Origin of the sequence: Paraburkholderia sp. MM5496-R1 (genome assembly GCF_050436205.1) — a bacterium.
GTDB lineage: Bacteria > Pseudomonadota > Gammaproteobacteria > Burkholderiales > Burkholderiaceae > Paraburkholderia > Paraburkholderia tuberum.
The window spans coordinates 187,686-213,492 of sequence record NZ_JBNDLT010000003.1 but is presented as its reverse complement, the minus strand read 5'-3'; the positions used below and the strand labels follow the sequence as shown (position 1 = coordinate 213,492).

19 protein-coding genes and 5 pseudogenes are annotated in these 25,807 nt (G+C 61.7%); 16 read left to right on the top strand and 8 right to left on the bottom strand.

The genetic code is table 11. The features are described 5' to 3' along the window. The first annotated feature begins 810 nt into the window (after positions 1 to 810). The 6 genes and pseudogenes from OKW38_RS27155 to OKW38_RS27130 all read left to right on the top strand — a co-directional run. Positions 811 to 2,106: an MFS transporter gene (locus OKW38_RS27155; RefSeq protein WP_429333632.1), complete on the top strand. Its 1,296-nt coding sequence runs from the start codon at positions 811 to 813 to the stop codon at positions 2,104 to 2,106. Positions 2,107 to 2,375: 269 nt separating this feature from the next. Beyond that, positions 2,376 to 3,697 (top strand): annotated as a pseudogene (locus OKW38_RS27150) (methyl-accepting chemotaxis protein). Between the two features lie 83 nt (positions 3,698 to 3,780). Next, positions 3,781 to 4,989 carry a CaiB/BaiF CoA transferase family protein gene (locus tag OKW38_RS27145; RefSeq protein WP_429364028.1) on the top strand — a complete coding sequence of 403 codons (1,209 nt, stop codon included), beginning with the start codon at positions 3,781 to 3,783 and terminating at the stop codon, positions 4,987 to 4,989. Between the two features lie 216 nt (positions 4,990 to 5,205). Then, entirely contained in the window at positions 5,206 to 5,955 is a 750-nt protein-coding gene (locus OKW38_RS27140; RefSeq protein ID WP_090806690.1) for an electron transfer flavoprotein subunit beta/FixA family protein, read from the top strand. A 14-nt stretch (positions 5,956 to 5,969) separates the two neighbouring features. Continuing rightward, positions 5,970 to 6,905, top strand: coding sequence for an electron transfer flavoprotein subunit alpha/FixB family protein (locus tag OKW38_RS27135; RefSeq protein WP_429333634.1), 936 nt, complete (start codon positions 5,970 to 5,972; stop codon positions 6,903 to 6,905). Between the two features lie 37 nt (positions 6,906 to 6,942). Then, positions 6,943 to 7,152 (top strand): annotated as a pseudogene (locus OKW38_RS27130) (acyl CoA:acetate/3-ketoacid CoA transferase); the annotation flags it as partial. 145 nt (positions 7,153 to 7,297) lie between these two features. On the opposite strand, the gene OKW38_RS27125 reads toward OKW38_RS27130, so the two are convergent. The 3 genes from OKW38_RS27125 to glaH form a co-directional block, all read right to left on the bottom strand. Continuing rightward, positions 7,298 to 9,025 carry a PHA/PHB synthase family protein gene (locus OKW38_RS27125; RefSeq protein ID WP_090806685.1) on the bottom strand — a complete coding sequence of 576 codons (1,728 nt, stop codon included), beginning with the start codon at positions 9,023 to 9,025 and terminating at the stop codon, positions 7,298 to 7,300. A gap of 242 nt (positions 9,026 to 9,267) precedes the next feature. Then, positions 9,268 to 10,548 (bottom strand): L-2-hydroxyglutarate oxidase, encoded by a 1,281-nt coding sequence (gene lhgO, locus OKW38_RS27120; RefSeq protein ID WP_429364026.1) that lies wholly within the window; start codon positions 10,546 to 10,548, stop codon positions 9,268 to 9,270. Continuing rightward, on the bottom strand, positions 10,545 to 11,456 hold the full coding sequence (gene glaH, locus OKW38_RS27115) for a glutarate dioxygenase GlaH (protein ID WP_429365542.1): 912 nt from the start codon (positions 11,454 to 11,456) through the stop codon (positions 10,545 to 10,547). The genes lhgO and glaH overlap by 4 nt, the downstream gene beginning before the upstream one ends. A 123-nt stretch (positions 11,457 to 11,579) precedes the next feature. Between glaH and OKW38_RS27110 the strand changes: the two genes are divergently transcribed. After that, positions 11,580 to 12,497 (top strand): LysR substrate-binding domain-containing protein, encoded by a 918-nt coding sequence (locus OKW38_RS27110; RefSeq protein ID WP_090806682.1) that lies wholly within the window; start codon positions 11,580 to 11,582, stop codon positions 12,495 to 12,497. Positions 12,498 to 12,574: 77 nt separating this feature from the next. Here OKW38_RS27110 and OKW38_RS27105 read toward each other — a convergent pair whose 3' ends face one another. Beyond that, complete coding sequence (locus OKW38_RS27105) at positions 12,575 to 13,618, bottom strand: AraC family transcriptional regulator (RefSeq protein WP_090806680.1); 1,044 nt, start codon at positions 13,616 to 13,618, stop codon at positions 12,575 to 12,577. Between the two features lie 256 nt (positions 13,619 to 13,874). On the opposite strand from OKW38_RS27105, the gene OKW38_RS27100 reads away from it, so the two are divergent. From OKW38_RS27100 to OKW38_RS27075, 6 genes and pseudogenes are all read left to right on the top strand, one after another. Continuing rightward, positions 13,875 to 14,435: an RBBP9/YdeN family alpha/beta hydrolase gene (locus OKW38_RS27100; protein WP_090810162.1), complete on the top strand. Its 561-nt coding sequence runs from the start codon at positions 13,875 to 13,877 to the stop codon at positions 14,433 to 14,435. A gap of 118 nt (positions 14,436 to 14,553) precedes the next feature. Further along, positions 14,554 to 15,024, top strand: a complete 471-nt coding sequence (locus OKW38_RS27095; protein WP_429364024.1) for a 2,4'-dihydroxyacetophenone dioxygenase family protein — start codon at positions 14,554 to 14,556, stop codon at positions 15,022 to 15,024. Between the two features lie 76 nt (positions 15,025 to 15,100). Further along, a complete protein-coding gene (locus tag OKW38_RS27090) occupies positions 15,101 to 15,892 on the top strand; it encodes an SDR family NAD(P)-dependent oxidoreductase (protein ID WP_429364022.1) in 792 nt (263 codons plus the stop codon). A 69-nt stretch (positions 15,893 to 15,961) separates the two neighbouring features. Further along, entirely contained in the window at positions 15,962 to 17,293 is a 1,332-nt protein-coding gene (locus OKW38_RS27085) for an MFS transporter (protein ID WP_429364021.1), read from the top strand. A 141-nt stretch (positions 17,294 to 17,434) separates the two neighbouring features. Continuing rightward, positions 17,435 to 17,836, top strand: a pseudogene (locus OKW38_RS27080) (3-keto-5-aminohexanoate cleavage protein); the annotation flags it as partial. Positions 17,837 to 17,890: 54 nt separating this feature from the next. After that, a pseudogene (locus OKW38_RS27075) lies at positions 17,891 to 19,038 on the top strand (IS3 family transposase); the annotation flags it as partial. A gap of 308 nt (positions 19,039 to 19,346) precedes the next feature. Here OKW38_RS27075 and OKW38_RS27070 read toward each other — a convergent pair. The 4 genes and pseudogenes from OKW38_RS27070 to OKW38_RS27055 form a co-directional block, all read right to left on the bottom strand. Then, positions 19,347 to 20,240, bottom strand: coding sequence for a tyrosine-type recombinase/integrase (locus tag OKW38_RS27070; RefSeq protein ID WP_429364019.1), 894 nt, complete (start codon positions 20,238 to 20,240; stop codon positions 19,347 to 19,349). Positions 20,241 to 20,263: 23 nt separating this feature from the next. Beyond that, positions 20,264 to 20,584: an Arm DNA-binding domain-containing protein gene (locus tag OKW38_RS27065; RefSeq protein WP_244145138.1), complete on the bottom strand. Its 321-nt coding sequence runs from the start codon at positions 20,582 to 20,584 to the stop codon at positions 20,264 to 20,266. A gap of 188 nt (positions 20,585 to 20,772) precedes the next feature. Next, a pseudogene (locus OKW38_RS27060) lies at positions 20,773 to 21,045 on the bottom strand (DUF72 domain-containing protein); the annotation flags it as partial. Between the two features lie 39 nt (positions 21,046 to 21,084). Beyond that, positions 21,085 to 21,867, bottom strand: a complete 783-nt coding sequence (locus tag OKW38_RS27055) for a TetR/AcrR family transcriptional regulator (RefSeq protein WP_429364018.1) — start codon at positions 21,865 to 21,867, stop codon at positions 21,085 to 21,087. 247 nt (positions 21,868 to 22,114) lie between these two features. Between OKW38_RS27055 and OKW38_RS27050 the strand changes: the two genes are divergently transcribed. From OKW38_RS27050 to OKW38_RS27040, 3 genes are read left to right on the top strand one after another with little or no spacing between them, the layout of a single operon-like run. Continuing rightward, the gene (locus OKW38_RS27050; protein WP_090806674.1) at positions 22,115 to 23,296 is read left to right on the top strand and encodes an isovaleryl-CoA dehydrogenase; all 1,182 of its coding nucleotides are present in this window, start codon (positions 22,115 to 22,117) and stop codon (positions 23,294 to 23,296) included. 52 nt (positions 23,297 to 23,348) lie between these two features. Beyond that, on the top strand, positions 23,349 to 24,956 hold the full coding sequence (locus OKW38_RS27045; RefSeq protein WP_090806672.1) for a carboxyl transferase domain-containing protein: 1,608 nt from the start codon (positions 23,349 to 23,351) through the stop codon (positions 24,954 to 24,956). A 49-nt stretch (positions 24,957 to 25,005) separates the two neighbouring features. Continuing rightward, a complete protein-coding gene (locus tag OKW38_RS27040) occupies positions 25,006 to 25,791 on the top strand; it encodes an enoyl-CoA hydratase/isomerase family protein (protein ID WP_429364016.1) in 786 nt (261 codons plus the stop codon). Positions 25,792 to 25,807: the final 16 nt, after the last annotated feature.

The following is a 25,807-nucleotide window of genomic DNA, read 5'->3' as shown; positions in this document are numbered from 1 at the left end:
CGGCGTTCCATCTTTTGGAACGCCGCGGTGGGTTTTCCGCTGCCAGTGACCCGTCTATCGTGGCCGCGATGCGGCACGAATTGATTGGAACATTCCCTGCATAGTGGCGGCACGTTGGGATGTCATGTCGTCGGAATCGACTTCGCTTCCCGCTCATCCATCCTCTCCTGGACGCTGGTACGCTCACCTAATAGCAGACACCGTATACCAGCACCTCCGGTTGCTTGCTACACGCCGATGCGGGGTTCATGCTCCCGCGTCAGCGGATTCGCGTACACGCAGAGCATCATGCCGATCCCGCGATCAGGCCACGCACGTTCCAACTTTACTTGCGCCGGACCAGCTCGATCCGGTGCGAGAAATCCCTATCGAGGATCGTTTCGTCGTGCCCCCAATATTAGGAACCTTAGCTTTGCTTGGGGCCTACGCCGCTTCGAAACAGTTCGTTTCTGCGCTCAGGCGTGACGTTTCGCGTGCGGATAATAATTAATGTCGCCAAAAATAATTCTCGGTGCTATCCTGAAATCAGTGTCCGTCGTCTGGCGCTTCGCAGCCGCAAGGGAGGCTTTGGTGCAACACTTATACGGAGGGTGTTCATGCTGGCGAGCGCCTTCCGCAAGTCATCAAGACGCTTGAAATAAGCGTCGAAATCCAAAGCGCGCGCGGCGATACAAAGAAAGCGTTCGGCGATGCTGGCGGTCAGCAGAAACTACTGCCGGTCCCGGTTTAGCGGTCTTGCTTCACACGGGCCAGACGACGCCAGGCGGCACGATTCAATATGAATTTAGAGAATCATTGGAGGAGACAGAATTGAGCCCTTATACAAGTAACGTAGTGCCGGCCGAGTCGGCGGCGGCTACCAGTGGCGCCCGAGTCTACGCCTGGGTGGTATTTGCATTGATGTTTTGCCTTTTGCTGTCTGACTACATGTCGCGGCAGGCGCTCAATGCCTTGTTTCCGATCTTGAAAGTGCAGTGGCAGCTGACCGATACAAAGCTCGGTTCGATTAGCGGCGTGGTGCCGTTGGCGGTCGGCGTGCTGACCCTCCCATTTTCCATAATCGCGGACCGTTGGGGACGTGTCAAAAGCATTGCACTGATGGCTGTGCTGTGGAGTGTTGCCACGCTCGGGTGCGCGATTGCCAGCAGCTACAACGAGATGTTTCTCGCGCGCATCTTCGTTGGTGTTGGCGAGGCTGCTTACGGAAGTGTCGGACTCGCGATGCTCATGAGCATCTTTCCAAAGCGTCTGCGCTCTACCATTGCCGGCGGCTTTACGTCTGCCGCTGCCTTTGGGTCCGTGCTCGGTGTTTCGCTTTCCGGCGTCGTTGCGACTCGCTTTGGCTGGCGCTGGTCGATGGGCCTGATGGCGGTCTTTGGTTTTGTGCTGGTGATCATTTACTTCTTCGTCGTCTCGGAAAAAAGGCTCGCGCGTGCGCATGCGGCCAATGCGAGCGGAACGCCGGTGGCCGAGCGTCTGAAACTGACGCCCCAAGCGCTTTTCTCTGGTCTGTTTCCGTCCCGTTCCGTCTTTTGTGCGTACCTTGGCAGCGCCCTGCAGATCTTCATTCAGGGCACGCTTTTCGTGTGGCTGCCCAGCTACCTGAATCGCTACTGGGACATGCCTGTCAGCAAGGCGGCCGTAGCGGCGGCCGGCCTTGTCCTTGTCAGCGGCATGGGCCAACTCCTGTGCGGTGTGATCACCGACGGGATCAGCCGGGACTCGTCGCTTAAGCGGTGGAACATGGCCATTGGTTATTGCCTCGTGCTGGGCATCCTGCTGGCGGTCGCGTTCCGCTTGCCACCGGGCAATCTGCAGCTCGCGCTCCTTGCGCCCGCGGTGTTTTTCCTTGCCAGTTCGTTCGGCACATGTAGCGCGATTATTGCTGGGGCAACACCGCCAGCTATCCATGGCTCGGCATTTGCAACACTGACGCTGTTCAACAATATATTAGGCCTCGCAGCGGGTCCCTTCTTCACCGGTGTGATAGCGGACTCGGTGGGTCTTCAAGGCGCGTTGCGCCTGCTTCCCCTCGCGGCAGTTCTGCCCTTGACGGTGTACCTCATTGGCCGGTGGTGGCACATCGCGGAAGCGCGACGCGGCTGAGCGTGCTGTCGGCGTGGCGAACCTCCTCGACTGGACGGTTTCTGATGTCCATGTTCCGGGTGGTTCGCCTTGATGGGCCAGCTACACCGCTTACGCCGGGCGAGCTTTGTGCTCTGCACAGCATCGATGGCCGGGATCGCATTGCCGCGTGACGTTTCCGTCTTGCCACGGCGGTGCCGGAACTCGCGTGCGAGCCTGGCTGACCATTACCAACGCAGGACATCGATTTTGCCTGCTCGCGGCTATCGATCTGGAAGGTTCACAAACATATGAAGCTGTCTTTCGTCCAGAAGCTCTGGCTGCCGCTGATCCTGAGCCTGTTGTGTCTCGCGGGAATATCGATCTACGAAGCGTATCAGACGAGAGAGGTGCGGCTGGACGAGCGCAAGGCGGACCTGAAACACGCGTCGGAGCTCGCCTTGAGTGTCGTCAAGACCGTTGGCGACCAGGTGGCAGCCGGCTCGATGCCCTTAGCGGAAGCGCAGAAACGCGCCATGGACAGCATCCGGAACATGCGGTTCGGCAAAGATGGCTATTTCATGATCCTCAATTCGCAGTCGCACATCCTGATGCACCCGGCGAAAGCGGAGCTGAACGGCATGGATGTCGTCGACTACAAGGATCCGAACGGTGTGTATCTCTTCAGGGAGATGGTCGCGGTCATCAAACACGACGGTAAGGGCTTTACCGCCTATACCGCTGCAAAGCCGGCCGTAGTGAAGACCGCCCCAGATGACCGCTCAAGCCTGCTGTTTTCAATGAAGCGCATGCAGGAGCAACTTATGCAAACGATCGGCGCGATCAAGATCTCGGCCGACTCGATTGCCACCGCCGCTCATCAGATTGCAGCGGGTAACCAGGATCTGTCGCAACGCACCGAAGAGCAGGCCGCCTCGCTCGAGGAAACCGCCTCTAGCATGGAGCAACTGACCTCTACCGTTACCCAGAATGCCGACAATGCGAGTCAGGCCAACCAGCTCGCGGCACAGGCCGCCCAGGTGGCGGAGCAGGGCGGCACCGTGGTGTCACGCGTGGTGGAAACCATGGAAGGCATCAATGCCAGCTCGGACAGGATCGCCAATATCGTTGGCATCATCGAAGGTATCGCCTTCCAGACGAATATCCTTGCGTTGAATGCGCGGCCGTCGAAGCGGCGCGGGCGGGCGAGCAAGGGCGGGGTTTTGCGGTGGTGGCCTCCGAAGTGCGTTCGTTGGCACAGCGTTCTTCGGCGGCAGCCAAGGAAATCAAGGATCTGATCCGCGATTCCGTCGAACGGGTGCGGACAGGCGCCGGCCATGTACAGGAAGCCGGAACGAAGATGCGCGAGATCACTCACGAGATCCGGCGCGTGACCGACATCATGGGTGAAATCAGCGCTGCGTCGCAGGAACAGAGCAAGGGCATCGGCCAGGTCAACCAGGCCGTCACGCAGATGGACGAAGTCGCACAGCAGAACGCGGCCCTGGTCGAAGAGGCAGCGGCCGCAGCCAGCTCGCTCAAGTCACAGGCAGGCGACCTGAAAACCGCCGTTTCGATGTTCAGGCTGGACGTTTCGCACGACGCCGGCGCCAGGGGGCTGTCGCAGCCCTGAGTTGCGCTCCGACTGCTCATTCGCGCCAGTAAGAGCGTCTTCGCTCGCTATTCACCAGAAACTCCTGCAAATACGGACTTGCTATGTCAAACCTGAATCCATCGCTGCCGCTCGCGGGTGTACGCGTGCTCGATCTTTCCCGCGTACTGGCGGGCCCGTGGTGCGGCATGGTGCTGGGCGATCTCGGCGCCGAAGTCATCAAGGTCGAGCACCCGAAACGCGGCGACGACACGCGCGATTGGGGCTTGCGCGTCGGATCGACCGAGACGGCCTATTTCAATAGCGTCAACCGCAACAAGCGCTCCGTGAGCCTCGACCTGCAAACCGCCGAGGGCCAGCAGATCGCGCGGGATCTGGCTCAGAAGAGCGACGTCGTGATCCAGAACTTCAAGTTCGGCGGCATGGAGAAGCTGGGTCTCGGCTACGAGCAACTGAAGCAGGACCACGAGGATCTGATCTACTGCTCGATTTCCGGCTACGACCGCACGGGACCGGAAGCCGCGCGTCCCGGCTACGATCTGGTGGTTCAGGGCGAGGCCGGGCTGATGGCGCTCAACGGCGAGACCAACCAGCCCCCGTTGAAGTTCGGGATTGCCGCAGTCGACATGTTCACCGGGATGTACTCGGCCCAGGCCATTCTGGCGGCGCTCTTCGAGCGTCAACGAACCGGCAAGGGATACCACATTGAAATGGCGCTATTCGATTGCGGACTGATGATTACCTCGTATTGCGGGGTGGAAGCGCTGATCTCGGGCGAAGACACGCCGCGTTACGGAAACGCGCATCCTTCAATCGTACCTTACGGTGTGTTCGATGCCGCGGATGGGCCGCTCGTCATCACGGTCGGCAACAATAAACAGTTTGAGCGCTTTTGCCGGGAGGTAATCGAACGGCCCGATCTTGCCGAGGACGATCGCTTTCAGACCAATATCGGCCGCGCCGCGAATCGGGCGGTACTGGTGCCAGAAATCGATCGCGAAATTGGACGAAGAGAGCGCCGCAGTCTGCTCGACCGTTTGACGCAGGCCGGCATTCCATGCGGTGAAGTTCTCGGGCTCCACGAAGCGCTGACCTCGAAGCGCGCGAGGGATGGCGCGCTCGTGACGGCGCATCCGCATCCCGAGGTTGGCAGCACGCAAGTCCTCGCTCCGCCCTGGCGCTTCGACGGCGCGCGCTTGCCGGTACGAACCGCGCCGCCTCGACTGGGGGAGGGCACGGACGACGTGCTCCAGACGTTGCTCGGGCTGTCCGGTGAGCAACTCTCCCGGTTGAAGGCTGACGGCGTCATTTGACGTCGCGCGCGGACCCAACATTGCGCCCCTGATTACGTGATCCGATGCCGGGACTTTTCTCCACGGGACCAAGCCTCCGACCGACATCGCCATTCGTCTCGGGTACGACATGGAGCGTGTGCTGGCGCGTCTGACGGGACGCGTAGTTCAACTGAGCGGGTTTTCGGGAGTGTTGCACGCTTACGCAGACACTCGTCATCATTTTGAGAGAACAGTATGAAGATTCTGGTACCAGTCAAACGCGTGGTCGATTACAACGTGAAAGTCCGAGTCAAGTCGGATGGCATGGGTGTCGACATCGCGAACGTGAAAATGTCGATGAACCCGTTCGACGAAATCGCGGTTGAAGAAGCCGTTCGTCTGCGGGAAGCGGGTGTGGCGACCGAAGTGATCGCCGTGTCGTGCGGTGTGACGCAGTCGCAGGAAACACTGCGTACGGCGCTGGCCATTGGCGCGGACCGCGCGATCCTGATCGAGTCGAACGAAGACCTGCAGCCGCTGGCCGTCGCCAAGCTGCTGAAGGCGCTGGTCGATAAGGAACAGCCTGGGCTGGTCATCCTCGGCAAGCAGGCCATCGACGACGATTCGAACCAGACTGGTCAGATGCTGGCTGCGCTGGCGAATCTGCCGCAAGCCACATTCGCCTCGAAGGTTGTCGTGGCCGACGGTAAGGCTACGGTTTCGCGTGAAGTCGATGGCGGCGCCGAAACGCTGTCGCTGACGTTGCCCGCTGTGATCACGACCGATCTGCGCCTGAACGAGCCGCGTTACGTCACGCTGCCGAACATCATGAAGGCCAAGAAAAAGCCGCTGGAAGTCGTCAAGCCGGAAGACCTTGGTGTTGACGTCACGCCGCGTCTGAAGACGCTGAAAGTCGCCGAGCCGCCGAAGCGCTCCGCCGGCGTGAAGGTGCCGGACGTGAAGACGCTGGTCGAGAAGCTGAAGACCGAAGCCAAGGTGCTGTAAGGGAGACGGACGAAATGACGAATCTGGTAATTGCAGAACACGACAACGCGTCGATCAAGGCCGCGACGCTGAACACGATTGCAGCGGCGCAGAAGATTGGTGGCGATATTCACGTGCTGGTGGCAGGGCACAACGCACAGGCTGCGGCCGATGCAGCGGCGAAGATTGAAGGCGTCAGCAAAGTGCTGCTCGCCGACGCGCCGCAACTTGAAGCAGGTCTCGCTGAGAACATCGAAGCGACGGTGCTGAACATCGCGAAGGACTACACGCACATCCTCGCGCCGGCAACTGCTTACGGCAAGAACATCGCGCCGCGCATCGCCGCGAAGCTCGATGTCGCGCAGATCAGCGACATCACCGCAGTGGATTCCGCCGACACGTTCGAGCGCCCGATCTACGCCGGTAACGCGATCGCAACGGTGCAATCGCAAGACCCGATCAAGGTCATCACGGTGCGCACGACCGGTTTCGACGCCGTGGCGGCCGAAGGCGGCAGCGCATCGGTGGAGAAGATCGAAGCGGCAGCAGACAGCGGCATCTCGCAGTTCGTTAGCCGTGAGGTGACGAAGCTGGACCGTCCGGAACTGACCTCGGCGAAGATCATCGTCTCGGGTGGCCGCGGTCTGGGCAACGGCGAGAACTACACGAAGGTTCTGGAGCCGCTGGCCGACAAGCTGAACGCCGCGCTGGGCGCATCGCGCGCGGCAGTCGATGCGGGCTTCGTGCCGAACGACTACCAGGTCGGCCAGACCGGCAAGATCGTCGCGCCGCAACTGTACGTGGCCGTCGGTATCTCGGGTGCAATCCAGCATTTGGCCGGCATGAAGGACTCGAAGGTCATCGTGGCGATCAACAAGGACCCGGAAGCGCCGATTTTCAGCGTCGCCGATTATGGTCTGGTGGGCGATCTGTTCACGATCGTGCCGGAGCTCGTTAGCGAGCTCGGCTAACCACCACTAACGCAACACTTCCTCATGAGACTCCATCCTGAATGTGAGCAGGTTCGGGCCCAGGCTCGCCGGCGCGGGCGGCTTCATCAACATCTCGCAGGCTGCGAAGAAGGTTGTGTTTGTCGGAACCTTCACTGCTGGCCGGCTGCGGCTCACCGTCGGCAACGGCAAGCTCAGGATCGTCGAGGAGGGCGCCGCGCGCAAGTTCGTGAACGAAGTGGAGCACCGCACCTGCAGTGGCCGTTATCTTTGAAAGCGCGGAGGAGGCGCAGGCGCATCTGCGCGAACTAGGGCAGGCGGACCAATCCTGACGTATGTTGCGGGCAAACTCGCCCGCAACATGACTTCATGGTGAAGCCCTTGAAAGGGCTGGGCCTAAAGGACCTTGCCGGTCACGCGCCCATCACTTCCGGCGGGTGCCTCGCGACGTAGCGCCCCGGCGCTGGCTCGATCGGCTTGTATTTCGCATTGCCCGCCCGCTTAGGCGCTTTGATCTGCTTGCCCGCATGCGGTTTCAGCCAGTTAATCCAGTGCGTCCACCAGCTTCCCGGCTGCGACTTCGCCGTCGCAAGCCATGCCTGCGGGTCATCGCCGAGCGTGCCGTCGACCCAGAAGCTGCGCTTGTTCTTCGATGCCGGATTGATGACGCCCGCGATATGTCCGCTCGCGCCAAGCACGAATTGCGTCTCGCCGCCCACCAGTTGCGTCGAGCGATACGCGCCCTGCCACGGAACAATGTGATCTTCCTGCGTGCCGAAGATATAGCTCGGCATGTCGATCCGCCCAAGGTCCACCGGCGTGCCGCACATCGAGAGCCGCCCTGCCTTGCACAGGTTGTTCTCGAGATACATGTTGCGCAGATACCAGGCGTACATCGGGCCGGGGAGGTTGGTATCGTCGGCATTCCAGTACAACAGGTCGAAGGCCTGCGGCGCACGGCCCTTCAGGTAGTTGTTGACGACATACGGCCAGATGAGATCGTTGGCACGCAGGGTCTGGAAGACGAAGCCAAGTTCGCCGCCCGGATAGATGCCGCCGCGCCCGATGGTCTGCTCGCGCTGCGACACGCCCTGTTCATCAATGAACACGCCGAGATCGCCCGGGTCGCTGAAATCGAGCATGGTCGTGAGCAGCGTGAGGCTTGCCACCGGCTCGTCGCCGCGCGCGCGCAGCACCGCGAGCGCTGACGACAGGATCGTGCCGCCCACGCACCAGCCGACCGCGTTGACCTTGTCAGCGCCGCAGATCGCGCGCCCGACCTCGATCGCCTTGATCGCGCCCTTTTCAATGTAGTCGTCCCAGGTGATGTGGCCCAGGTCCGCGTCAGGGTCGCGCCACGACACGAGGAACACCGTCTGCCCCTGTTCGCACGCGAAACGCACGAACGAGTTCTCCGGCTGGAGGTCGAGGATGTAGAACTTGTTGATGCAGGGCGGCACGATCACGAGCGGCCGCTCGGCGACCTCGTCGGTGAGTGGTGCGTACTGGATCAGCTGGAACAGTTCGTTCTCAAACACCACCGAGCCTTTTGACACGGCCACGTTGCGGCCTACCTCGAAGGCAGTTTCATCGGTGATCGAGATCCGGCCGCGCTTCAGGTCTTCGAGCAGATTGGCGAAACCGGTACGCACGCTCTCGCCCCGCGTCTGAAGCGCGGTTTTCATCGCCTCGGGGTTGGTGGCGGCGAAGTTGGCCGGGCTCATCGAGTCGATGAACTGACGCGCGTAGAAACGCAGCTTGTGCTTTTCCTTCTCACCGAGGGCCGTCGCTTCGACCATGTCGCTGAGCAGGCGCGAGTTGAGCAGGTATGTCTGCTTCAGAAGACTGTACCAGGCATTGTCGTTCCAGGCGTCCGCGCTGAACCGCCGGTCACCGCGCTCGGGCTGGACGGTAGGCGCCGGGGCTTTCCCGGTAGCGCTCGCGACCATGCCCATGTACAAGGCCATCTGCTGCTGCCAGTAATGGGCTTGCGCCTGGGTCAATGCCAACGCCGGCACCGGCGTGCTTCCTGCGCTGGCGGGTGCATCACCGCTCATGCCGGTGAAGGCGTGCAGCAGGCTCTGCCCGGATTTGAAGAAACCCTGGACGAACTCGTCCGGCATATTGAACGGGGAAACCATGCTATCTCCTGAGTCCCGTCGTCAGCATCTCTTAACTCCCTCCTGGCGGCGAGTGTCCCGGCTGACGAGCTTCTGAATTGAATGGGTCAAGCCCCAGATTCCTGTCCCGGCTCAATATACCGCAGCTTGAGTTGCAGTATGCACCGTGCGCACTGGCCGCGACCCAAAGTCATCCGCACGGCGCACGCCATGCGCAGGCGCCTCCTTTGATCTCCTATGCAGAAGGTCGCCTGGCCGTGTGCTTACCCGGTCGCCAGACCATGTGCCTGATCTGTCGAGTGCGAGCGGGTAAGTGGAGCAAGATCGAAACGCTTGTCGAACTCATCGACGAGATAGCTGCCGATCGGCAACGCGGAGGTCGCCGCCGGTGAAGGTGCGTTGCATACGTGCAGGCTGCGCTGTGACGAACGGATCAGGAAGTCATGCACCATGCTGCCGTCCGCCATCACAGCCTGCGCGCGTACGCCGGATGGGTAAGGCTCGAGGTCGGACAGTTCGAGTTCCGGACAGTATCGGCGGCACAGTTCGAGATAGCCCCGTTTCCACAGCGAGTTGCGCATTTCGATGAGCCCCGATGTGCCATGCTTTCCGAGCATCTTCCAGAAGCCCGGGAACGCTGCCATGCCGGCGAGATCCTTCAGATTTGCGTCGCGCCAGCGATAGCCCTCGCGCGCCAGCGCCAGCACGGCGTTTGGACCCACCGTGATATATCCTCCGATCATGCGCGTCAGGTGCACGCCGAGAAAGGGCAGCTCAGGATCTGGCACCGGATAGATCAGGTGCTTCACGATGTCGTTCTTCGACGCCGGCAACCGATAGTATTCGCCGCGAAACGGCACGATCCGAAAATCGAGATCGACATTGCACATCTTCGCGAGGCGATCCGCCATCAGCCCTGCGCAGACGATGGCGTGCTTTGCCCGGAAGCGGCCGCCCGAGGTCTCCACGGTAATGCCGTTTTCGTCCTCGTGGAGCGCCTCGACACGCTGGTTCAGCAGAATCTGCGCGCCTTGCTCCTGCGCGAGTCGCGCCATCGTCATGGTCATGCCCGGATAGTCCGCGATGCCGCTCGACGCCACGCGGATCGCCGCGCGACCCGCGATGCGCGGCTCAAGTTCCCTCAACGCCGCCTCATCGAGCATCTGTGGTTCGAGCCGGTTCTGCTCGCAACGTGCGTAGAGCGCATTCAGCCTTTCGATTTCGACGTGTTCGGTCGCGACGATCAGCTTGCCGCATTGCTCGACCCGCACGTCATGGCGGCGGGCGAACTCATAGGTCGCGGCGGCACCTCGCCTGCAGAACTCGGCCTTGAGGCTTCCCGGCGCGTAGTACACGCCGGCGTGGATCACGCCGCTGTTGTGACTGGACTGGTGAGCTGCGAGTGAGGCCTCCTTCTCGAGCAGCAGCACGCTCAGTCCCGGATGACGTTCGATCAGTTGCGTGGCCGTCGATACACCGACGATGCCACCGCCTACGATAAGGACGTCCGCGTCATAGCCGCGGTGATGCTGGACGGTTGTCATTTTGAGAACACTCCGCGTTGGCGCATCAGTTCACGATGAAGCGCCGGATCCTTCTTGAACGGCGCCCGGCCGTGCAGCCAGAAATAATTGTTGAGGACCACGAGGTCGCCCACGGGAAGCGGTACCTCGCGCGTCGCGGAGGACGCTTCCATCGACGCCGACAAGTCGTGCAGATAAACCGCTTCGGCGGATGAACGGGGCTGCACGAATTGATCGATGAACGACATCGCCAGGCCATACTCGGTCTGGAAGAACACGGGGCGTTCGACTTGCGCATCGACGTTCTTCGAGCCGGGCGCCTTGTAGAGAAATGGCCGGGTGCCGAGTGGATTGTTGAGGAAAGTGTCGCGCTCGCTCCAGTCGTCGAGATGCATGAAGCGCGACTCGCCGCCGAGCGCGTTCTTTTCCGCGAACTTCATCATGAGCAGCCATTCGGTCGGCTCTTCGACAAAGGTTCCGTCTGTGTGCAGCGTGAACAGGCGGTATGCCTGACGCAGGTATGAGTCGCTGTTGTCCGTGTCCTTCACGAGGAAGCGCGCGTAATACGTGCCGGACATCGCGTCGTGATTCGCCGGTCCAAGCAGGTACCCGACTGCCGTTCCGAAAAGGACGAAATCGCGAGGATCGGTGGTCCCGTCCTGGACGCCTAACGTGAATCCTCCGGTGGATCGGTCCCGCACGAGTTGCCGAAGGGCCGGGGCGAAACTGTCGCCGACTGCGCGCTCGAGTGCGTCCGCAACCATAAAGCGCATGAACGGTACGTACTCGAGGTTCTGGAGGTCGATGTCTTTGACTGAAGAGAAGAATTTCTGCAACGCGTCACGTTGCACCGTGATATGACGCAGACGTTCGTGATGCGGATGACGCTCGATCGAAAACTTCAGTTGCGAATCGACCGATGCGGCCATCGGCAATGCGGTGACAGAGCTCATGAATGTGTCCTTGTGAAGAAAGTATGGTTATTTGACTCCTTATCTGTGATTCGTTAAATACGTATAAACTGTTTTTTTATTTGCAAATCGAGATTAAAGATGATCGATAGCCGGCAACTCAAACTATTCGTCGCATTGGCCGAAGATTTGCACTTCGCTCGCACAGCCGACCGGCTCGATATCGCACAATCGGTGCTCAGCCAGCAGATCAAGAGGCTCGAAACCGATCTCGGCGTACGGCTGCTCAACCGCAACAAACGTGCGGCGATCACGCTAACCAATGCAGGCGACGTTTTTCTGTTCGAAGCCAAGGCCGCACTGCGGCAACTGGAGCGCGCCGACCGCATCGGGCGTCTGGCCGCAAGAGGAGAAGCAGGTCACGTTTCGCTCGGCTATATCGGCTCGGCCGTTACGACCGGGCTGCTGCCCGATACGCTCAAGGCATTCAGGATGGCGAGCCCGGACGTCCGCATGCACATCGTGGCGATGGAAACACCGACGCAACTGGAACGTTTGTCGGACGAGACCCTCGATGTCGGTTTCATTCGGCCTCGCGCGCACTATCCCGACGGGGTCACAGCCAAAGTCGTTCAGCGCGAACGCTTGCTGATTGCTCTGCCGGCGGACAGCCCACTCGTGCGCGCGAAAGCCGTGAAGGCTTCCCAGTTGCGGAGGATGTCATTCATTGCGCCGCAGTTCAATGAGGCGGCCGGCTTCGCGGAGGATCTCGCCAGACTTGGCCGCGTCGGTGGGTTCGACGCGCAACCGGAGTATCGGGTCAACGATTTCATTACTGCGGTCAGCATGGCGTCTGCGGGCTACGGGGTAGCCCTCGTGCCTCAATCCATCCAGGGATTCGCCCAACCCGACGTGGTGTTCAAACCTTTAAGCGACTTCGAAGATCAGGTCGAACTCGCAGTGGCGTATCGTGTTCGCGAGCATTCGCCTTGCGTGCGGGGGTTCATCGATACAGCGCTGTCATACGGCGGCCTCGCTAAGCGCCAGGGGACGAGTTGACACTGGGCTACAGCACCCCCGGTTCCTTCACGCGCTGGATCAGCCGTCCTCGGCGATACACATGGCTTAGTAAAGGGTTATGCCCTTCTCGCCGGCGCAGGTGCTGTCTGTCTGTGCACTGCGCCGCGCGCCGCCCGGCTCTCCTTGGCGCTGCAACCGAATTGCGTGTGATACCAGCGGGAGAATGCGCTCGGAGCGGAAAAACCGAGTAGGGTCGCCACCTCGGTCAACGGACGATCGCTCTCGATGACATGACGCGTGCTGAGTTCCTTGCGGACGTCGTTGACGATCGACGAGAAGCTCTGCCCCTGTTCCGCCAGCCGGCGCTGGACTGTGCGGCACACCACGCCGAGGTGCTCGGCCACCTGTTCGATGCCGCAGCGTCCACTGGGTAACAGCAGCAAGATCGTGCGCCGCACGTCCTCAAGCACGGTCGCCTGCTTCGACGCGACAGACGCGTCTAGCAACTGCTGCGCGTAGCGCACCATCGCGGGATCGGCTGACGGGTTGCGTGCGTCGAGATCGCCCTTCGCGCAGATGATGCAGTTGAAGTCATAGTTGAACTCGACGCAACCGCCAAAAAACCGTTGGTGTGTACTCGTGTCGTGCGGCGCCGGATGTTCGAAGCACACCCGCCGCGGTTGCCAGTCGGCCTTGAGGAGCTGGCGTATCAACCGCACCATGACACCTAGCGCCAGTTCGACCCTTTGGCGCGTCGGCTGATGCGCATTGCCCGCAATGACCGCTTCGCGAATGATGACCAGTTCACCGCATTCCTCGACCGCCAGCGAAAGTGCATCGTTGAGCAAGGACTGATAGCGCATCAGCATGTCAAGCGAGTCGCGCAGCGTCGCCTGGTCGCGGATCAGCAATCCTACCGCCCCAAGATTGGACAACCGGCGCGACTCGGCCATGCACAGTCCGAAACTCTCGTTGCCCGACATGGTTGCAGAGGCATGCAGCAGTTGCCCGACACGCTCGACCGGAATCATGAGGTCCGGCTCGCGCAGTACGCCCGGGCTTAACCCCGCGTCAAGGAGCATCCGCACCGGGTCCAGTCCGGCGGCACGAGCGACCTCGCTGTAGTTGGTGAGGCTCGCAGCGCGGACAAGTGACGACATCTGAGAGCTGAATAGAAGACTGGCACAGAATGGTAAGTCCCTGTCATGTAATGTCAAGCGGGGGAAACCCGTCACACCCACACTACGTCACGCCACACCCACACTACGTCACGCGCGTTTTCGTTGGAAGAAAGACACCGTTGCGTTCCGGGGCAACCGCTCAACCCAGCACTGCGCAGTGATGGACTAACCGCCGTGCCACCGCAAGATGGAACGCATCACCCTCATCGGTGACAGGCCTTACTGAATGATCGACATGAACTCTATGACGCCAACCGTTCTCATCGTCCCTGGCCTGCGTGAGCATGTGCCGGACCACTGGCAGACCCTGTTGGCCGCGAAGTTGCCCCCTGCATGCAGCGTCGCCCCGCTTGAGCACGACAAGCTGAGCTGCGCGGCCCGCGTCGACGCGATCGACCGCGCTCTGGCCACCATCGAGGGGCCCGTGATCATCGTGGCGCACAGCGCCGGCGCGATGATGGTCGCCCATTGGGTGGCCCGGGGTGCGACACGCGAGGTACGCGGCGCACTGCTTGCGGCACCCGCGGATCTCGAGACGCCCATGCCGGCAGGCTACCCGGCAATCGACGTACTGAAAGAGCATGGCTGGCTGCCGATACCGCGCGGCAGATTGCCGTTTCCGAGCATCGTTGCGGCCGGCTGCAACGATCCTCTGACGCGTCTCGATCGCGCCAGCGAGTTCGCGCAGGCGTGGGGCAGTCGCTTCGTCGAACTCGGCGAGGTCGGGCATCTGAATCCGGCCTCGGGCCATGGCGAGTGGCCGCGGGCCGAAGAGTTCATTCGCGAACTCTCATGACCGAACGATCGCCACGTGCCACTGGCGGGGAAAAAAGGGACGGGCCTGCGGGATTTGAAGACGACAGTGCCCGAGCCACGCATCGAAGGCGTGGGATTTTCTATGAGGAATGCGCGACATGTTGTTTGAAACCATCGATACCGGTTGTCGCAATGATGAAGACCTTCCCTGGATGCCTTACGCGCCGTATTCGGACGACGTGCAAATCAAGTACTTCAAGATCGATCCGGTCCGCGGCGAAACGATCAGCCTGTTAAAGATACCGCCGGGCGCGAAACTCGCGACGCATCACCACACCAGCACCGTGATTGTCTATACGGTTCGGGGTAGCTGGAAGTATCTGGAGCACGATTGGGTCGCAAGGGAAGGGAGCGTGGTCTACGAGACTGCCGCCACGAGTCATACGCCCATTGCCGTGTCGGACAGTGAAGTTGTCACGTTCAATGTCGTCTCTGGCGAGCTGCTTTATCTCGACGGAAAGGGCAACTTGGCCGCGACAGAAAACTGGCGCACTGCGATGCGCCGCTATCTTGATCATTGCCACAAGGACGGCATCGAACCGAAGGATCTCTCGAGCTTCTCGCAGTAAGTCAGCGCAGGGGCACGGGTGGCGAGATCTTGCGCTCGCACCTGGCACGGCACATAACGCCAAACTGAGGATAACCATGAGTTCGATGAATAGGAGTGTTGTCGCCCGATACTTCGACCTGTCAGATCTGACGGTCGTCGTCACGGGTGCAGGGTCAGGCCTGGGCCGCCAGGCGGCGCGCACGCTAGCCGCAGCCGGCGCGCAGGTCGCGCTGCTGGGCAGGCGGGCCGATCCGTTGAGCGAGACAGAAGACATGATCGTGCGGGATGGCGGCGTAGCGCGCCACTTTCCGGTCGATGTCACGGACCAGGAGGCGGTTGCTCTCGTGTTCGACGAAATCCAGCGAACCATGGCGCCGCTCTGGGCGCTCGTCAACAATGCTGGAGCGGGCGGTCGCGCCGCGTTGATCGATGTCGACGCGCAAATGTTCGACCGCGTGTTTGGCGTCAATACGAAGGCCGCGCTTCTCACGGCAACGGCGTTCGCGCGACGGCTGGTCGCCAGCGCGCTGCCCGGACGCATCATCAACATCTGTTCGCTCGCTGCGCAAACGCACTCGCCGAATCTGTCGATCTATAGCGCGAGCAAGGCGGCGCTCGAGCATCTGACCCGATCGATGGCTCACGAATGGGCGTCTTACGGCATCAATGTCAACGCGATCAATCCGGGCTTCATCGAGACCGACATCAATCGTGCACTGTTTCAGACGCTGGCCGGCAAGAAGATTGTTGAAGGACTGCCGCGCCGACGGCTCGGCACGCCCGAAGCGCTCGACGGTGCGTTGTTGCTGCTTGCATCGCCGGGGAACGATTTCATGACGGGCGCGACGCTTTCGGTCGATGACGGGCAGCGCTTCGTGATGGGTTGATGCGCGCGAAGTCAGGACCGTGGCCGGTATTTCAAAAATGTTAGGAGACAAGCATGCACGTGATACCCGATGACCCTGAGGGCGGCAACAACGACGACTCACCTGACGAGCAGGCGGCAGGCCTGGTTTGCCTTTGCGATGACCTTCGCGCTCATGTTTTTCGATTTTATCGACCGGCAGGTGATCGTCTCGCTATTTCCCCACATCAAGAGCGAATGGAACCTGAGTGACAAACAGCTGGGTTCCCTGGTTTCCATCATTTCCATCGTGGTGGGGGTGGGGGGATTGCCGGTAGCGCTGGTGGCAGACCGCATGGGCCGTGTAAAGAGCATCGTGGTGATGGCTATCACCTGGAGCCTTGCCACGATCTCGTGCATGTTCACGACCAACTACAGTCAATTGTTTGCGGCGCGTGCGATGGTGGGGGTGGGTGAAACCGGCTATGGCTCGGTAGGAGTAGCCCTTATCTCGACACTGTTTCCCAAGCGCTTGCGGAGCGCCGCGCTCGGCATCTTCTACGCTGCTCCATCGCTGGGTTCAGTACTCGGTGTGGTGTTGGGGGGCATGATCGCGGCGAGGTGGGGCTGGAAGGCCGCCTTTGGTGTGGTCGGTGTACCTGGGCTCGTGCTGGCACTGCTTTATCTCTTCGTGCGCGACTACAAGACGGTGGCACTGACGCCAGGCTTGAACCAGGCGACCCGGTCTCTGGGCGGGACGCTCAAGCACATCTTTGTCGCGATGGCGCGCACGCGAACGCTGCTATGGGTTTGCGTTGGAGCGGCGGCACAACTGATTACGGTGTCAGCCATGTGGTCGTGGCTGCCCAGCTACCTGAACCGTTTCCACGGCATGGCCCCGGAGGCTGCAGCCAAGTCGGCCGCGGCGGTGGTGTTGGTCAGCGCGTTTGGCTGCACGTTCTGGGGCATCGTGGTGGGCCGCCTGGCACTTCGCACACCGCGCAACAAACTGTCCGCGCTGTCCGTGTTGTGCCTGATCACATCGGTGATTCTCGTGGTGGCGTTTGGCGGCTCATACACGGGGAATGCACAGTTCAAGCTGATCCTGCTTGGCGGTTTCTGCATGAACTGCACCGTCGGTTTGGTTGCCGGTGTTGCCATGGACGTCATTCACCCAGGTGTGCGCTCGACCGGCGCGGCCGTACTTTCCCTGTTTCAAAACGTGCTTGGACTGGCGGTGGGTCCGTTCCTGGCGGGTGTCCTGTCTGACCAATGGGGTTTGCAGTGGGCACTGACCGTCATTCCTCTCTTCAGCATATTGGCCGCGGTGCTTTTTGTCATCGCAATGCGCAGTTATGACTCGGATGCGGCCGGTATCTCCGACGTGAAGCTGGATGTGGCGCCAGCCCTCACCGGCACCCTGGGCACCGGCGCTGCGGTCTGAGTTGGGGGGGACGGTCAAGGAGACGCCGTGGCGCCGTGTGCCAAGCACCTTTGGATACGGCGTCAGAAAATTCTCTCCACGCCACTGGCCTCGCGCTGGTTGTTTCTTTCCTTACTCCCGACCTGCCTTTGGAAACATGACATGAACTTTCTCGACGGTTCCCTTTACCCTGAAAACCAGCAACCCCTGATCATCACGGCCGCGCCCTATGCCCCAGGATGGCTGCCGTCCGACTTCCCTGAGGACATCCCGGTCACGATGGAGCAGCAGATCCAGAAGGCTGTGGATTGCTATAACGCCGGCGCTACCGTGCTGCACCTGCATGTTCGCGAACTCGACGGCAAGGGCAGCAAGCGCCTGTCGAAGTTCAACGAGCTAATCGCCGGTGTGCGCGCCCGCGTACCCGAGATGGTCATCCAGGTGGGCGGCTCGATCAGCTTCGCGCCTGAGACCGAAGGTGCCGCGGCCAAGTGGCTGAGCGACGACACGCGCCACATGCTGGCCGAGCTCGATCCCAAACCCGATCAGGTCACGGTGACGATCTGAAGTTGACCCAGAAAAACGGACATCTATCCTTTGGAGAAGGAGGTGCCGATTATGGGCAAGCATCGTACCCCGTACCCGGCGGAATTTCGGGCGCAAATGGTCGGGCTGGTGAAGGCCGGACGCAGGCCGGAGGAACTGGAAAAGGAGTTCGAGCCGACTGCACAGACCATCTACAACTGGGTGGCGCAGGCTGATCGCGACACAGGCGTGCGGCATGACGGTCTGACCACAGCCGAACGGCTGGAGCTCACACGGTTGCGTCGCGAAGTCCGGCAACTGAAGATGGAGCGCGACATACTCTCTCACGCGGCAGCCTGGTTCGCGAGGGAGACGGGATCCATTCCACCGAAGGGCGGTACGGATTCATGAAAGCGAACCGGGCCCGCTGGCCCATCGCGATGATGGCACGGCTGCTCGGCGTCTCGACGAGCGGCTATTACACATGGCTGGTGCGGGAGCCCGCGATGCGCACGCGTAGCGATGCGCAACTGCTCGCGCATATCCGCACGCTCCATGCAAGCTCGCGCGGCACGTATGGGGCACCGCGTATTCATGCGCAACTCGCGCGCGAAGGCATACACGTGGGGCGCAAGCGGGTGGCGCGCCTCATGCGTATGGCGGGTCTGTGCGGGGCAAGCCGGCGGCGCTGGCCGCGCACCACACGGCCACGCGCAGGCGCCCGGCGTGCGCCTGATCTGGTGCGCCGGCACTTCAGTGCCGAGGCGACAAACGTGCTGTGGGTCGCAGACGCGACCTATGTACCCACGGGTGAAGGATTCCTCTATCTGGCGGTTGTGCTGGATGTATTCAGCCGTCGCGTCGTCGGCTGGGCGATGTCCAACCATCTGTACACCGAACTGATGTTGCGGGCGTTTGACATGGCGTTGCAGCAGCGACGCCATGACGGTGTGATTCTACATTCCGATCAAGGCTGTCAATACACCTCCATTGCCTTCGGGCGGCGCTGCCGAGAAGCCGGCGTACAACCGTCGATGGGGACCACCGGCGACGCTTATGACAACGCGATGTGCGAGTCATTCTTCGGCACGCTCGAAGCCGAACTGCTCTGTCGCGAACACTTCGCGACCCACGAACAGGCAAGGCGGCGTCTGTTCTCGTTTCTGGAGAGCTGGTACAACATACGCCGCCTCCACAGCAGCATCGGCTACTGTTCGCCGCTCGAATTCGAAAACCTGCATGCGCAAAATCAAAGCTTATCGTCGCGCGGGTTGCCCACCGCCGGGCAGTGTCGTGGTCGTGACAGGCGACCCGCCGCCCGGCCGTGGACAACCCGCGATTTGATCTTATCGGGAGGTGCCACACCGCATTAAACTCAACTGCAGATCTATCCGTCGAACCGGGTCAACCTCAGCCGCAATGGGACCCGAGCGAGGCCCAACGTTGGATTTGCAGCAGGTGGTTGTTAATTGAGTGGGGCATGCCAAGAATGTGAGCATCAGATGACCGATGCTTGCGTTCCTTTGCTTTTCCTGACCCAGCAAGCATTTCACGCTCGCGCCGAAGTGATCGGCACGACGTTCGTTATCCCTCGCTCGCAACGCACTAGATAGTCGGACCACAACTGCAGCGCGACGCGCAGTTCCGGAACCTCTACGCGCACGTCGTAGATTCCTTCGATGCCCCGGCGTTTATGGTTCAATGCCAGTTCGCTAATCTCGTTTGACACTCCGAGGTTGCGCATGTGACCTTTCGCGGTGCTGCGGGTGTCGTGTGGCGTGAAGTAGCGCGTGTTGAACACGTGATCGTCTTGAAGCCCCGACAAGACGTCCCACAGGGTGGTCACGCTCATATGACTCCCCTCGCGCGTGTACATCCCTGGCAGCAGGCATTCCGAGTCCCCTGACATCTCCATCAACTCTTGAACCCATTCGGTCAGGGCCGGACTGAGAGGGATCAGCATTCCGTGGCGCGTCTTGACGTTTTCCGGTACGACCCACCACGTCCCTTTGTCGAGGTCAAAGTCGTCCTTTTTCGACTTAACCAACTCGGCGGTCCGGACGCACGTCCCGAGCAGGCAGCGAAACATCAAACCGTACCTTCGACCCGCTGCATGGTCTATCTTAGACAGGATGTCGTGCAGTTCCTCAGCTGTTAGCATCACGCGTTTTCTCGGAGGAGGCGTGGCTCCCATGATGGCCTCGAGCGAAATGCCAGCACAGGGGTTCGCGTTGATGAGGCGTCGGCCGACCGCGTGATAAAAGAGGCGCGACACCGAGCACAGGATCTGTTCTGCCATCGACCAACTGCTGACGCGTTCGATCATGAGCACGATATCCGCAGCAGTCACGACGGACACGGACAGGGGGCCAAGGGTGGGGCGGATCCTCTTCTTGAAGTGTCGCTTGCGAGCGCCGGCGCTCCCCTCGGCCAGCGAGGGCATGATCTTTTCTTGATAGTCGTCGATCAGCAGATTGAGGTCCAGTCCGCGGCAGCTCGCGCCTTCTTGATGCGCTTCTCGCGCGCCGGGTCGCCGCCGCCATCGATCTTGACCCGGTGCTGCCGGGCGAGCTTGCGTGCCGCGGCGAGGGACATGTCCGGGTAGTTGCCAAGCGTCAACTCGCGCCGGGTGTTGCCGCCGAGACGGTAGCGAAGAATCCAACTCGCGGTCCCGGTCTTTGACAGCGTAAACGTGAGGCCGTCACCGTCCGATTTGGCAACCGGCTCACCTCTGCTTATCCAGGCGCGGAGTTGGATATCGTCCAGAACGTGAAGCTGTTTGGGCATGTCGTAGCTCCTCTGGTGGACTTGCCCATTATAGCTACCCACACGTGTTTCAAGCCACCCAACTAGCTACCCGTTTCAAAGTGGATGTTATCGGCCAAAAATGGACGCTATAGGAAGGTAGCTGATTGAATATATTAAAAAAAGACTGACCGGACGGTGGCGGATGCTGCCGGAAATCAATCCATATGAGTGCCGTTGATCTCGATCGACGTCAGATGCCGGCTCGCATATTCGAGTTCGCGGCTTTGCGTCAGGTCTTCCGGATAAAACGGCCCGCGCCACGGCGCATAGGTCCAGCCGCCGATGCCGATGCGAATGCGTGCGGCGGACGTGGATCTGGACGACGTTTCGGTTGATTTTTTCGTTGGCGCTTTCTTTGCGGTTTGCGGTTTGTCGCCGCGTTCTTCGCCAGACTTCTCGCTTCGCTTGTTGCTTTCCTTCGCGCTTGTCGCTGCGGGCACTTGGGCTCTCCTTCGGGCTGCGGCGGGAAAGCTCGTAGATTAGCCGCTTTTCTCGCGGCGCGCGGCGCTTGCCGGGCCGTGGGCCTCGGCCTTGCCTTCGCCGGCCGCGGCGCTGGCTTCGTCGAAACGACGGCTCGCTGCGGCCACTTCCACGCGAAAGCGCTGCAACGCGCCGAGCGCGAGGTCGGGCGGCGTCAGCGCGACCCACAGCACGTCGATCAACTGATCGGCGGTGGCGTCGATATCGATCTGCCGGTTCGTCAGCGTCGCGTCCCACAGCACATGCTCCATCGGGCCGAACACCATCGAGCGCAACAGGCGCAGCGGCATGTCGGAGCGAATCTCGCCGCTTTGCTGGCCTTGCGCGAGCACGCGCATCAACGGCGCGGTGTAGCGGCGCTGCAGTTCGGTCAGCGCTTCGCTCAGTTCGTGATGCCGCGTGCGGCCTTCGGACAACACCAGCGCGCACAGATCGGTACCATTCACGAGCATCAGCCGCAGATGCATGCGCACGATGAACGCGAACTGCTGGCGCACGTTGCCGTCGCGCGGCAGGCCCGCTTCGATCGCGTCGATGATCTCGTCGTACCAATCGCCGATGACACGAGCGCACAACTCGCGCTTGCCGCGAAAGTAGCTGAACACCGTCGCCTCGGAAACGCCCAGGCGCTGCGCGATTTCCGCGGTCGTCGCGCGTTCGTAGCCCTTTTCGGAGAACACGTCGCGCCCCGCCTGAAGAATCTCCTTCACGCGCTGCTGCGACTTGCGCCCGGCCGGCTGGCGACGCGAGACAGGTAATCCGGCCTTCTCGGCAACCGTCATATGAGTGAAATTCAGATTTTTGATGCGGATTGGGGCTCGAGCTGGCGTTTGAACGCTGCGTCTGTGCCCGATGAGCGCGATCGTAGCACCGAATCGGCCAGCTAATGCGGGTTTGTAGATTTCTGAGTAACACTCAGAAATACCTATTGACGCATACGTCAATCTGGCGTGAAATGCGCGTTGACATGCTTTCGCGTGCCGCTTCGCGCTCCACTAGCGGCCGCCCACGAACTCAGGAGACACCGCAATGCCCAATCTGCCCGGTTTGCAGTTCCCGCTCGGCGAAGAGATCGCAATGCTGCGCGACAGCATTGCGTCGTTTGCCGCCAAAGAAATCGCGCCGCGCGCCGGGGAAATCGATCGCACCGATCAGTTCCCGATGGACCTGTGGCGCAAGTTCGGCGACCTCGGCGTGCTCGGCATGACGGTCTCCGAAGAGTACGGCGGCGCGAACATGGGCTACACCGCGCACATGGTCGCGATGGAGGAAATCTCGCGCGCCTCGGCCTCGGTCGGCCTCTCATATGGCGCGCATTCGAACCTGTGCGTGAACCAGATTCATCGCAACGGCAGCGAGGCGCAAAAGCGCAAGTATCTGCCGAAGCTCGTGTCGGGCGAGCACGTCGGCGCGCTCGCGATGAGCGAGCCGAACGCGGGCTCGGACGTGGTCAGCATGAAGCTGCGCGCCCAGAAGAAGGGCGATCGTTACGTGCTGAACGGCACCAAGATGTGGATCACCAACGGCCCCGACTGCGACACCCTGGTCGTCTATGCAAAGACCGATCCCGAAGCGAATTCGCGCGGCATCACGGCGTTCATCGTCGAGAAGGGCATGAAGGGCTTCTCGGTCGCGCAGAAGCTCGACAAGCTCGGCATGCGCGGCTCGCACACCGGCGAGCTGGTGTTCCAGGACGTCGAAGTGCCGGAGGAAAATATCCTTGGGGCATTGAACGGCGGCGTCAACGTGCTGATGAGCGGTCTCGACTACGAGCGCGCGGTACTCGCGGGCGGCCCGACCGGCATCATGGTCGCGGTGATGGACGCGGTCGTGCCGTATATCCACGACCGCAAGCAGTTCGGCCAGTCGATCGGCGAATTCCAGCTGATCCAGGGCAAAGTCGCCGATCTGTACACGACGCTGCAGGCATGCCGCGCGTATCTGTACGCGGTGGGCCGCCAACTCGACACGCTCGGCAACGACCATGTGCGCCAGGTCCGCAAGGACTGCGCGGGCGTGATTCTGTACACGGCCGAAAAGGCGACCTGGATGGCTGGCGAGGCGATCCAGATTCTCGGCGGCAATGGCTATATCAACGAGTATCCGGTCGGTCGTCTGTGGCGCGATGCGAAGCTCTATGAAATTGGCGCGGGCACGAGCGAGATTCGTCGCATGCTGATCGGCCGGGAGCTGTTTGCCGAAACGCTGTGATGCAAGCGCGCGTGAGCCCCCTCAATACGCCGCACTTTGGAGAAGCAACGTCATGCCGATCATCGAATCGAAACTGAACCCACGCTCGGACGACTTTCGCGCGAACGCGGCGGCGCTCGAAGCGCTCGTCGCCGATCTGCGCGCGAAGATCGAGCAACTCGCGCAGGGCGGCGGCCAGGCCGCGCGCGACAAGCACACGAGCCGCGGCAAGCTGCTGCCGCGCGAGCGGATCGCGCAACTGCTCGATCCGGGCACGCCGTTTCTCGAACTGTCGCAACTCGCCGCGTACGGCATGTACAACGACGACGCGCCGGGCGCCGGCGTGATCACCGGCATCGGCCGGATCGCGGGACAGGAGTGCGTGATCGTCTGCAACGACGCGACCGTGAAGGGCGGCACCTACTATCCGGTCACCGTGAAGAAGCACGTGCGCGCGCAGGAAATCGCCAGCGAAAACCGCTTGCCGTGCGTGTACCTCGTCGACTCGGGTGGCGCGAATCTGCCGAATCAGGACGACGTGTTTCCCGATCGCGATCACTTCGGCCGCATCTTCTACAACCAGGCGAATCTGTCGGCCGCGGGTATTCCGCAGATCGCGGTCGTGATGGGCTCGTGCACCGCGGGCGGCGCGTATGTGCCGGCGATGAGCGACGAGTCGATCATCGTCAAGAACCAGGGGACGATTTTTCTCGGCGGCCCACCGCTCGTCAAAGCCGCGACCGGCGAAGTGGTCAGCGCCGAAGATCTCGGCGGCGGCGACGTGCATACGCGTCTGTCGGGCGTCGTCGATCATCTTGCGCAGAACGATGCGCATGCGCTCGGCATCGCGCGCAGCATCGTCGGCCATCTGAACCGCGTGAAGCCGGCGCCGCTCGTATTGCAGGAGCCGAAGCCGCCGCGCTACGACACCCAGAGCATCTACGGCGTGATTCCGGTCGACACGCGCAAGCCGTTCGATATCCGCGAAGTGATCGCGCGTATCGTCGACGATTCCGCGTTCGACGAATTCAAGGCGCGCTACGGCACCACGCTCGTCACCGGCTTCGCGCATATCTGGGGGCATCCGGTCGGCATCGTCGCGAACAACGGCATTCTGTTTTCCGAGTCGGCGCTGAAGGGCACCCACTTCATCGAGCTGTGCTGCCAGCGCAAGATTCCTCTCGTGTTCCTGCAGAACATCACGGGCTTCATGGTCGGCCGCAAGTACGAAAACGAAGGCATTGCGAGGAACGGCGCGAAGATGGTCACCGCAGTGGCGACCGCGAAGGTGCCGAAGTTCACGGTGATCATCGGCGGCTCGTTCGGCGCGGGCAACTACGGCATGTGCGGCCGCGCGTATTCGCCGCGCTTCCTGTGGATGTGGCCGAACGCGCGCATTTCGGTGATGGGCGGCGAGCAGGCCGCGTCGGTGCTCGCCACCGTCAAGCGCGATGGCATCGAAGCGAAGGGCGGCAACTGGAGCGCGGAGGAAGAAGAGGCGTTCAAGCAGCCAATCCGCGAGCAATACGAGCGTCAGGGCCATCCGTACTACGCGAGCGCGCGGTTGTGGGACGACGGCGTGATCGACCCCGCGCAAACTCGCGACGTGCTTGGGCTGGCTTTGTCGGCGGCGATGAACGCGCCGATCGAAGACACGCGTTTCGGCGTGTTCAGAATGTGATGGCCCACGGCGCCGCGACGCGACGACGCAAGGCGAAGGAGTGCTACGCATGCAATACGAAACGCTGAAGGTCGAGTTTACCGGCCAGACCGCGACGGTCGCGCTCAATCGTCCGGACGTGCGCAACGCGTTCAACGAAACGATGATCGCCGAGCTGACCGCCGCATTCACCGCGCTCGACACGCGCGACGACGTGCGCGCGGTCGTGCTCGCCGCGAACGGCAAGGCGTTCTGCGCGGGCGCCGACCTGAACTGGATGAAGAAAATGGCCGGCTACTCGGACGACGAGAACCGCGCCGATGCGATGCGGCTCGCCGGCATGCTGTCGGCGGTGTATCGCTGCAACAAGCCGGTGATCGCGCGCGTGAACGGCGACGCATACGCGGGCGGCATGGGCCTGATTGCCGCGTGCGACATCGTCGTCGCGGTCGACAGCGCGCACTTCTGCCTGTCCGAGGCGCGGCTCGGGCTGATTCCCGCGACGATCGCGCCATACGTGATTCGTGCGCTCGGCGAGCAGGCGTCGCGGCGCTACTTCCTCACCGCCGAGGCGTTCGACTGTGCGACCGCGTTGCGGCTGGGTTTGGTCAGCGAAGCGGTGAGCGCGGGGCAGCTCGATGCGATGGTCGCGCAGCTCGCGCAGACGCTGTGCGCGAACGGCCCGCAAGCGGTGCGCGCCTGCAAGCGGCTTGTGCAGGACATCGCGGGCCGCGAGTTGAGCGACGTGCTGATCAAGGACACCGCCGTGCGGATTGCGAAAACGCGGGCCGGCGTAGAGGGCCGCGAAGGCGTGGCGTCGTTCCTCGAAAAGCGCACGCCGGGCTGGCGCAACTGACATGCTCCGCTAACAA